Source organism: Mannheimia haemolytica (assembly GCF_004342115.1).
Lineage (GTDB): Bacteria > Pseudomonadota > Gammaproteobacteria > Enterobacterales > Pasteurellaceae > Mannheimia > Mannheimia haemolytica.
Window position 1 is genome coordinate 1 of record NZ_SMAC01000048.1, and the last position, 8,671, is coordinate 8,671.

Annotated in this window: 7 protein-coding genes; 5 read left to right on the forward strand and 2 right to left on the reverse strand. The window is 38.5% G+C overall.

Features of this window, described 5'->3' with window-relative positions:
• Nucleotides 1–597, reverse strand: a 597-nt coding sequence (locus EDC41_RS12815) for an aldose epimerase family protein (RefSeq protein ID WP_132303698.1), incomplete at its 3' end; no start/stop codon positions are given.
• A 148-nt stretch (nucleotides 598–745) separates the two neighbouring features.
• Here EDC41_RS12815 and EDC41_RS12820 point away from each other — a divergent pair.
• Complete coding sequence (locus EDC41_RS12820) at nucleotides 746–4,942, forward strand: S6 family peptidase (protein WP_006252259.1); 4,197 nt, start codon at nucleotides 746–748, stop codon at nucleotides 4,940–4,942.
• Between the two features lie 54 nt (nucleotides 4,943–4,996).
• On the opposite strand, the gene mobA is transcribed toward EDC41_RS12820, so the two are convergent.
• The gene (gene mobA / locus EDC41_RS12825; protein WP_006248319.1) at nucleotides 4,997–6,091 is read right to left on the reverse strand and encodes a molybdenum cofactor guanylyltransferase MobA; all 1,095 of its coding nucleotides are present in this window, start codon (nucleotides 6,089–6,091) and stop codon (nucleotides 4,997–4,999) included.
• An 86-nt stretch (nucleotides 6,092–6,177) separates the two neighbouring features.
• On the opposite strand from mobA, the gene EDC41_RS12830 reads away from it, so the two are divergent.
• The 4 genes from EDC41_RS12830 to EDC41_RS12845 all read left to right on the forward strand — a co-directional run bounded on the left by EDC41_RS12830 (nucleotide 6,178) and on the right by EDC41_RS12845 (nucleotide 8,568).
• A complete protein-coding gene (locus tag EDC41_RS12830; protein ID WP_006248320.1) occupies nucleotides 6,178–6,447 on the forward strand; it encodes a YihD family protein in 270 nt (89 codons plus the stop codon).
• 63 nt (nucleotides 6,448–6,510) lie between these two features.
• A complete protein-coding gene (dsbA, locus tag EDC41_RS12835) occupies nucleotides 6,511–7,149 on the forward strand; it encodes a thiol:disulfide interchange protein DsbA (protein WP_006248321.1) in 639 nt (212 codons plus the stop codon).
• A gap of 83 nt (nucleotides 7,150–7,232) precedes the next feature.
• Nucleotides 7,233–8,273, forward strand: coding sequence for an LLM class flavin-dependent oxidoreductase (locus tag EDC41_RS12840; protein WP_006252260.1), 1,041 nt, complete (start codon nucleotides 7,233–7,235; stop codon nucleotides 8,271–8,273).
• Between the two features lies 1 nt (nucleotide 8,274).
• Nucleotides 8,275–8,568, forward strand: a complete 294-nt coding sequence (locus EDC41_RS12845; protein ID WP_006252261.1) for a YfcZ/YiiS family protein — start codon at nucleotides 8,275–8,277, stop codon at nucleotides 8,566–8,568.
• Nucleotides 8,569–8,671: the final 103 nt, after the last annotated feature.

An 8,671-nucleotide genomic window follows, 5' to 3' on the forward strand; every position in this document is an offset into this window, starting at 1 on the left:
GCGCTGATTTGCAAAATCTTGAATAAAATTCACCGCTTGTGCCGGATAAATACAATCCACATTTTCACTTATCTTGCGAGGTGATGGCACTTCAACTTCTTGATCGGTTAGCTTATCAAAACAGCGAGTTGGCAAGCCTTGCACTTCCACTTTTTCAATATCACCAATATTAAAATAAGAGTGCAATGCCAGTTGTGCTGGTTCTGGATCTAAATGGGTAAAATATAACTCACAAGTTTCGCCTAACATCATTTCCATTTTCGCTTTATTCTCTAAGGCAAATACCAAACCGACATTTTCATCAGAACAAGTATGCTCAACTAAACGCCATTCTTGAATGCGAGCTGTGCCGTGGGCAGGCTCTTTTATTGAACCGAACCACGGATAACAAATTGGTATACCGCCACGAATCGCAGAGCCAATTCTAAACGGTTCTATCTCACTTAACCACAGCACATCTTGCTCTGCATTATACGGCTGCCAACTTAGCAATTGTGCTCCTTGTAATGCAATTTTAGCTTTGAATTTATTGTGATTAACTTCTAGCACGTCTAATTCATTATATTTGATTAATTTTAATGCATTACTCAAGTTCATAATTTATTCCTTTGATGACTAAAATAATTGACAGCAAACACTACTTAGTAATTTTATATAAAATAAGGGAAGACATCTTGCCAAACTATCAGTTATAAGACAGAATAGCCAGAATTTTTTATTACTTATAAGGATAAACTTCTCATTTATGAAGACCAAAACATTTACTCGTTCTTATCTTGCTTCTTTTGTAACAATCGTATTAAGTTTACCTGCTGTAGCATCTGTTGTACGTAATGATGTGGACTATCAATACTTCCGCGATTTTGCCGAAAATAAAGGACCATTTTCAGTTGGTTCAATGAATATTGATATTAAAGACAACAATGGACAACTTGTAGGCACGATGCTTCATAATTTACCAATGGTTGATTTTAGTGCTATGGTAAGAGGTGGATATTCTACTTTAATTGCACCACAATATTTAGTTAGTGTTGCACATAATACTGGATATAAAAATGTTCAATTTGGTGCTGCAGGTTATAACCCTGATTCACATCACTATACTTATAAAATTGTTGACCGCAATGATTATGAAAAGGTTCAAGGAGGGTTGCACCCAGACTATCATACTCCTCGATTAAATAAATTAGTAACAGAAGTTGTGCCTGCCGCAGTCACCAATGCAGGTACATCTATTAAACCCTACTTAAATGAAGAACGCTTCCCTATGTTTCTTCGTGCTGGTTCAGGGACACAAGCGCTAAGAGGAAAAGAAAGTAATAAAACAACTGGAATCGCTGGTGCTTATGAATATCTTACTGGCGGTACCACATTACAATTATCTAAAAGCTCCCCTGATCACTGGTTAGATTATTCAAGTAACCTTTATCAAGTAAGCTATGGACCACTTTCAACCTATGCACTACCTGGTGATAGTGGTTCAGGTTCTTACGCCTATGATATGAACGAAAAACGATGGGTATTAGTTGGTGTGCTCAATTTCTATAATGGTATGGATAATCAATTCAACCGCTCTGCGATTATCCGTAAAGATTTCCACGAGAAAAAATTTGCCGAAGATATTGCAGGAACAATCAATAATACCGTACAAAATGCACAATTCAATTGGACTGCTCAAGGTAAATCCAGCTCTCTTAGTCAATCAAATAATGTGCAAAAACTCAACGTTGATCTAAAAGATAGTAGCATTGCAAACCAAAACACTTCTCTGCCACAAGAAAATCACGGTAAAACCATTAATTTTAATGGTAAAGATGCAACTATTGTACTAAAACAGGATATTGACCAAGGTGCAGGTGCATTAAATCTGAACGCTAATCTCACTATTCGTCCTGAAACAGACCAAACTTGGCAAGGTGCAGGTATTATCGTCGGTAAAGATAAAAAAGTGAATTGGCAAGTAAAAAATCCACAAGGCGATCGTTTATCTAAACTCGGGGAAGGAACACTCTATGTAAATGGACGTGGACAGAATCTTGGCGATATCAGTGTAGGTGATGGTATTGTAATACTTAACCAGCAAGCCGATCACCAAGGAAGAAAACAGGCCTTTAATACAGTAGGAATCGTAAGTGGTCGCCCCACTGTTGTGCTAGGTAGTGCAGATCAAGTTAATCCCGATAATATTTACTTTGGATTTCGCGGAGGTCGTTTAGACCTAAACGGTAACAGCATCGCCTTTAAACGTATTCAAAACAGCGATAAACATGCTCGTATTGTAAACCACAATCGCGATCACATTTCTACCTTAATAATACAAGGCCAAGATCCTCTCACTAGTAATGATCTTATATGGGGAAAATGGGCAAGTAATAGCCCAGCAGACATTTACGAATATACCAATCCTTATCAAAATAAACGCAAAGATTACTTCCGTCTGAAAGGTAATTCGAGAGTATATTATCCAACGAATGCTACAAGTAACGATCACTGGGAATTTCTTTCCAGTAACCGCGAGCAAGCAATACAGAAAATCCTAGATGCCAAAAACTTAAGACAGCGCTATGACACGTTTAATGGTTTTATAGGGGAAGATGCTTCCAATAAAACTAATGGGATATTAAATGTCGTGTTTGATACAAAAACAGAAGTAAATACAGAACAAGATAAATTAAAGAATATCTACACAATGTCGGGAGGATTTAACCTTAATGGTGAACTCACCCTTAAAGGTGGTACATTGTTGCTTTCTGGTCACCCAACGCCACACGCTTATGATATTAAGAATAAGCATGATGTTGTGCGTGAAAACGATTGGCAAGACAGCCATTTTACTGCTAAAAATATCACGGTAAATAAAATGGCACAACTCTATATCGGGAGAAATGTCAATGAAGTAAATAGTCACTTTACTGCGACTGATAAAGCCAAACTCAATTTAGGATTTATTAATCGTTCAACGCCAAGTTGCTATGATTCTGAATACACAGGCACTACACATTGTGAAGTGCAAGCGGTCATTTCCGATAATATTTTTGCAAATCTAGCAACAACCGCCATTAAAGGTAATGTTAAATTACAAAACCATAGCCAATTAAATTTAGGCAAAGCAAACCTCACTGGTTCTGTACAAGCTGATCAAACAACTCATATCACTTTAGCAAATCACAGTCACTGGTTAAACAATGGTACGAGCCAGATTGGGCATCTTACAATGGAAAAAGGGTCGATCCTTAGCCTAAACGATAAATTTGCTACCACGGAAATCCCAGTCCGATTCAACAAGATGATCATCCAAGGTAATCTAAAAGGTAATGGACGAATTAACTATACCGCAAATTTAGCCAAGGGCGAATCTGATCATCTCCAAGTTGACGGTATTGCTGAAGGAAATTTTGTCCTTGCCGTTAGAAATAGCACAACTGAAGCAAATCCAAAAAGCTCATTAAACCTACTAAGCTTAAAAAATAGCAACCAAGAAGGCAATAAAGTTTCTATTTCTCTAGAAAATAATTATGTTGATCTAGGTACTTATCGTTATGTATTAGAAAATCGTAATCACAATTACCATTTATTTAATCCATTAATACCAAATTCAACCTCTAAAGAGATGAATGCTACATCTGTATCCTCTATTCCAAAAAAGGAATCTGTTACTAATGTTCCTACTTTAGATAAGAAAGAAACTGAACAAAATCTTACTCAACTACAAAAAGATTTTTCAGCACACCAATTAGAAAATCAAAAAGCAAAACAATCTATGATAAATGCTCAATCTGAGCTAAGACGACTCAATTCACAACTGAATGTATTGCAAAAATATGTGAATTCTCGTCGCTTAGGTTACTATACTCAGCAGGCAGTTTTAGAACAAATTAGCATTATTCAAAATAAAATTAAACAAACACAAACAATATTTAATGACGCTAATGCAACTGTAAAACTCACAGATCAAAAGCTAGAAGAAGCCAAATTAGCTCTAGGCTCTGTAAACGATCTTGTATTAATAAAAGCCTCTGCTCCAGCAATGCAAGCAACTAATCAAGATACGAGTATGATGAATATTATTCAAGCAGATTGGATAAGCCAATACGCTAACACAGCACTTTCTGAACTCTCGGCACAGGCTAATTCTGCTCTGCAAATCAGTAATAGCTTAGATCGCCAACTCTTCAAACAAAGCGATAAATTCAACGTATGGAGCAGCGTCGAACATCAGAAAACCGAGCATAAATCAGATTTATACCGCCCGTATAAACAACAAACCAACCTGACCCAACTGGGCATACAAATGCCGATAGATAACGGTTTAATGTTTGGAGTTGCATTATCTAAAAACCACGCTAACGCGGAATTTAACGAGGGTGTAAACGGTAAATCGAATCTACTAATGGCAAGCCTATATGGTAAGTGGCAATCTCAACAAGGCACTTTTATCAGCCTTGATGGCAGCTACGGTAAAGCAAAAAACCAACTCTACCTATTTGGTGAAAACCACTTTACCCGCCGAATTTCCTCTATTGGTGCTAACATTGGACATCAATTTGACCTCGCAGGAGTTCAAATTCAGCCAACAATAGGAGCAAGATACTACCATTTCAGCGGCCAAGACTATACACTAGGAGGAGCGAAAATCAGCTCACCAAATACCCACTTTATGACATATCAAGCGGGTCTAAAAGCTAGTAAAACCTTTTCATTGGATGACTGGAAAGTTGAACCAAGCATTACAACCCACTATGTGGATGCAAGTAACAAACGCTTAGCAGTAAACGTCAATAATAACAATATCAACCAACGTTTCGGTCGCTATCTGAAAACCGAAGCTGGTATCCGATTTGAACATAACCAATGGCAATTCGACTTACACGCTGGTTTCATTAACGGCAACGAAATCAAAAAACAACATTTTGCTGGTGTTAAGCTAGGATATAGCTGGTAAGAAAAAGCCCCTAGAACTATTTCTAGGGGCTTTTTCTACTCTTAAAAAGAGTATCTAACTTGCCTTATTTTCTAACCAATTCTTAATAAAATCTGCTATTCCCCCAATATTATTAATATCCAACCAATTTTCTCTCTCAAGCGGGTAATCCGTTGCGGTGGCAATCGTCCATTGGTCTAGCTCTGGCAATGGTTTTTCAATCCCTTTGCGGTGGAGCTGAATTTTTGGCAAGGTTTCGTGTTTAAAGCCTTCTACGAAAACGAGATCAACCTCTTGCGGGTTGAATTTTGCAATTAATTGAGAAAATTCGACCGCTTGTTTGGTTTCTGTCATTAATGCCCAACGTTCATCGCACACAATCATTGTCGGGTTTGCTCCTGCTTCACGTAGGCGGTAGCTGTCTTTGCCTTTTTTATCTACATCAACGTTATGGTGGGAATGTTTAATCAGCCCAACCCGAATACCGCAAGCGGTCAATTTTGGGATTAATTTTTCCAATAAGGTGGTTTTACCTGTGCCGCTGTAGCCTGTAATTGCAAGGTTTTTTACAGGGAATTGGCTTACTCGGCTTAAATCTTCCAATGTATTCACGTTGGTGAATGCCGATTTTTGTTCGGAAAAATCAACTGCCACGCTTTTTTGTGATTGGAAGAACGCAAGCAATTGCTGTTGGTTTGAGCCTAAATAGGCTTTCAAATCTTCTTGTACCGAACGATGAATCAACGCAAAAGTGGGATGTGGACGCTCACCATCATGGGCATATGCAATTTGTACGTTATTTATCCGCAAAGCAGTTTTTAATTTTTGCAATAACAGCTCAGGCATAAAGGGCGTATCGCAAGGCACAAAAAGCAAATAGTCACTTTCAATTTGCTCAAATCCTGCCAGCATTCCACTGAGTGGACCTTGAAAATCAGGCAAGCTATCTTGATAGTAAGAAAAAGCAGGATAAAGCTGCTGATATTGCTCAATAGAACGATTGACATTAAGCCAAATGTCACTAACTTGTGGTGAAAGTCGGGCTAAAATGTGTGAAATAAGCGGTTTTCCTTCAAAAAGTTGTAACCCTTTTTCTACCCCATTCATTCGACGAGCTAAACCGCCCGCTAAAATCACGGCTGAAATGCGTTCTTCTATTGTTTTACTCACAGCTTTATCCCTTAAAATTTTGCAAAAATAAGAGTAAAAGTATATTATTTCGTTTAATTTCCAACAAGTTTTTTAAGGGGTAAAAGATGAAATGCGAACGTTTAGAAGAGTTATTAGAGTTACTTGGCGAACATTGGCGTAAAAATCCTGACTTACACCTCATTGATATTTTGCAGCAGCTTTCAGTTGAAGTGGGCGAGCCTGATAATTTCAAAGCGTTAAGCGATGAAGTGTTAATCTATCAGCTTAAAATGCGAAATGCAGGCAAATTTGAGCCTATTCCCGGCATAAAAAAAGATTATGAAGATGATTTTAAAACGGCTTTATTGCGAGCTCGTGGAATTTTAAACGATTAAGATTGTCTTATCCGTTAGCTAGTTTAGCATTTATTATTTATCAACATTTTTGAAGGAATCATTATGAAAAAATTGGCATTAAAAACGGCATTTGTTGCACTTTCTGCCCTTTTTACATTTAACTCAACGGCAATCGCTGCTGATCCAACCGCAGGCAAAGAATATATCGAAGTGCGTAAAGCACCTTCTGCACAAAAAGAAGTGGTGGAATTTTTCTCATTCTACTGCCCACACTGTTATGATTTTGAATTAAGCTACAAAATCCCAAGCCAAATCAAAGAAAAATTACCAAGCGATAGCAAATTAGTGCAATATCACGTTAATTTCTTAGGTCGCCAATCTGAAGATTTAACTCGTGCTTGGGCATTAGCAATGGCATTAGGTGCGGAAGATAAAGTAAAAACCGCATTATTTGAAGGTGCTCAAAAAGACGCATTCAAATCAATGGACGATATTCGCTCTGTATTCTTAGCAAACGGCATTACAGCTGAACAGTTTGATAGCGGTATTAATAGCTTTGCGGTAAATGGCTTAGTGAATAAACAAGTTCAATTAGCGGAAGACTTCCAAATTCGTGGTGTGCCTGCATTCTTCGTAAATGGTCAATACCAACTCAACTTAGAAGGCTTTGCAGATTCTTCATCAACGAATGATTTCATCAAACGTTATGTTGATGCGGTTGTGTTCTTAAGCAAGAAATAACCCCTTAAAATAGTTAGGGTTTTTACAATGCTGAGTAGGTAAATCCTATTCAGCATTTTTTATATGCAAACTCGGAGAACAAAATGACAAAGTTATCTATCCTAAACCTTGTACCTATTCGTGAAGGGCAAACTGCCAAACAAGCGGTCGATTCTATGGTGAAATTAGCAAAACACGCGGAAAGTATCGGCATTGAACGCTATTGGATTGCAGAGCACCACAATATGAAAAACCTTGCCAGCTCGGCAACACAGCTCCTCATTCAGCATGCCCTTTCTCACACTGAAAAATTAAGAGTGGGATCAGGTGGCGTGATGTTGCCTAACCATAGTCCTTATATTGTGGCAGAGCAATACGGTACGCTTGAAACACTCTACCCTAACCGTGTAGAACTTGGGCTTGGGCGAGCACCAGGCACCGATATGCGAACCGCTACCGCTTTACGCCGTAATGCACAAAGTCTGCCATTTCCTGATGAAATCAGCGAACTAAAAGGTTATTTTGAAGGCACAAATCCTGTGTCTGCCTACCCTGCACAGGGGTTGAATGTGCCGTTTTATATTTTAGGCTCAAGCCCTGAAAGTGCCTATTTAGCAGCAGAACGTGGCTTGCCTTATGCCTTTGCTTCACATTTCGCTCCTCGTTTTATGGACGATGCGGTGCGAATTTATCGCACACACTTTAAGCCGTCTGAAGTGTTAGATAAACCCTATGTGATTTTAGGTGTGAATGCGATTGCGGCAGAAACCGACCAAGAGGCAGAACAGCTTGCTACCACTCAGACTCAGTTTTTCTTAAATGTTGTTACCAATGCCCAAAACTATTTACAACCGCCCGTCGAATCCGATGATAAAGTGTGGGAAAATTTTGTGAAAGCGGAAATCGTACCGCATTTCGGGCCTGTTTCGTTCCAACAAAATGCGTTATACAACCAAGAGAAAACCGTTGTTCGCCAAATGACTGCTTGTTCACTTATCGGTAGCCGAGAGAGCGTTGAACAACAGCTCAAGTCATTAAAAGCACGCATTGAAATTGATGAAATTATGGCGGTAAGCTACATTTTCGATGAGCAAAAACAGCATCAATCCTATACTTGGTTAAAAGAGATTGCAGATAAGGTGTGATATGAGCAAAACAATGCAACAAAAAGCCGCTGATGCACATAATATGTGTAAGCTAAAAGGCGACTCTATGTTAGATAACTCAGACCGCCAAATTGCCTTTGAAGCAGTGTATGATAGTGAAGAAATAGCTGTACAAGCGGTCGAATTTTTCACACAAAAAGCAAAATCGGTAGAAACCGAGCCTTGCGACATTCAAAGTGAAATCACACCCATTATAGATGGCTTTCTGATGAAAATGTGGATAACTTTCAGTTGCCAAGCAGAAGTAATCTTATTTCAAATGGCGGTGAGATAGATATAAAAATGTAGAAGATCAAACCTAATCTGACAGTCCCCCGTTTTAAATTACCGTGTCTGTCAGATTAATTTGAGCTTAAATTCTTTTCCACCCAAATCCG

Excerpts from the sequence above, each read along its gene's own strand:
- EDC41_RS12840 (WP_006252260.1), top strand. The coding sequence starts at position 7,233 with ATGACAAAGTTATCTATCCTAAACCTTGTACCTATTCGTGAAGGGCAA.
- dsbA (WP_006248321.1), top strand. The coding sequence starts at position 6,511 with ATGAAAAAATTGGCATTAAAAACGGCATTTGTTGCACTTTCTGCCCTT.
- EDC41_RS12845 (WP_006252261.1), top strand. The coding sequence starts at position 8,275 with ATGAGCAAAACAATGCAACAAAAAGCCGCTGATGCACATAATATGTGT.
- EDC41_RS12820 (WP_006252259.1), top strand. The coding sequence starts at position 746 with ATGAAGACCAAAACATTTACTCGTTCTTATCTTGCTTCTTTTGTAACA.
- EDC41_RS12830 (WP_006248320.1), top strand. The coding sequence starts at position 6,178 with ATGAAATGCGAACGTTTAGAAGAGTTATTAGAGTTACTTGGCGAACAT.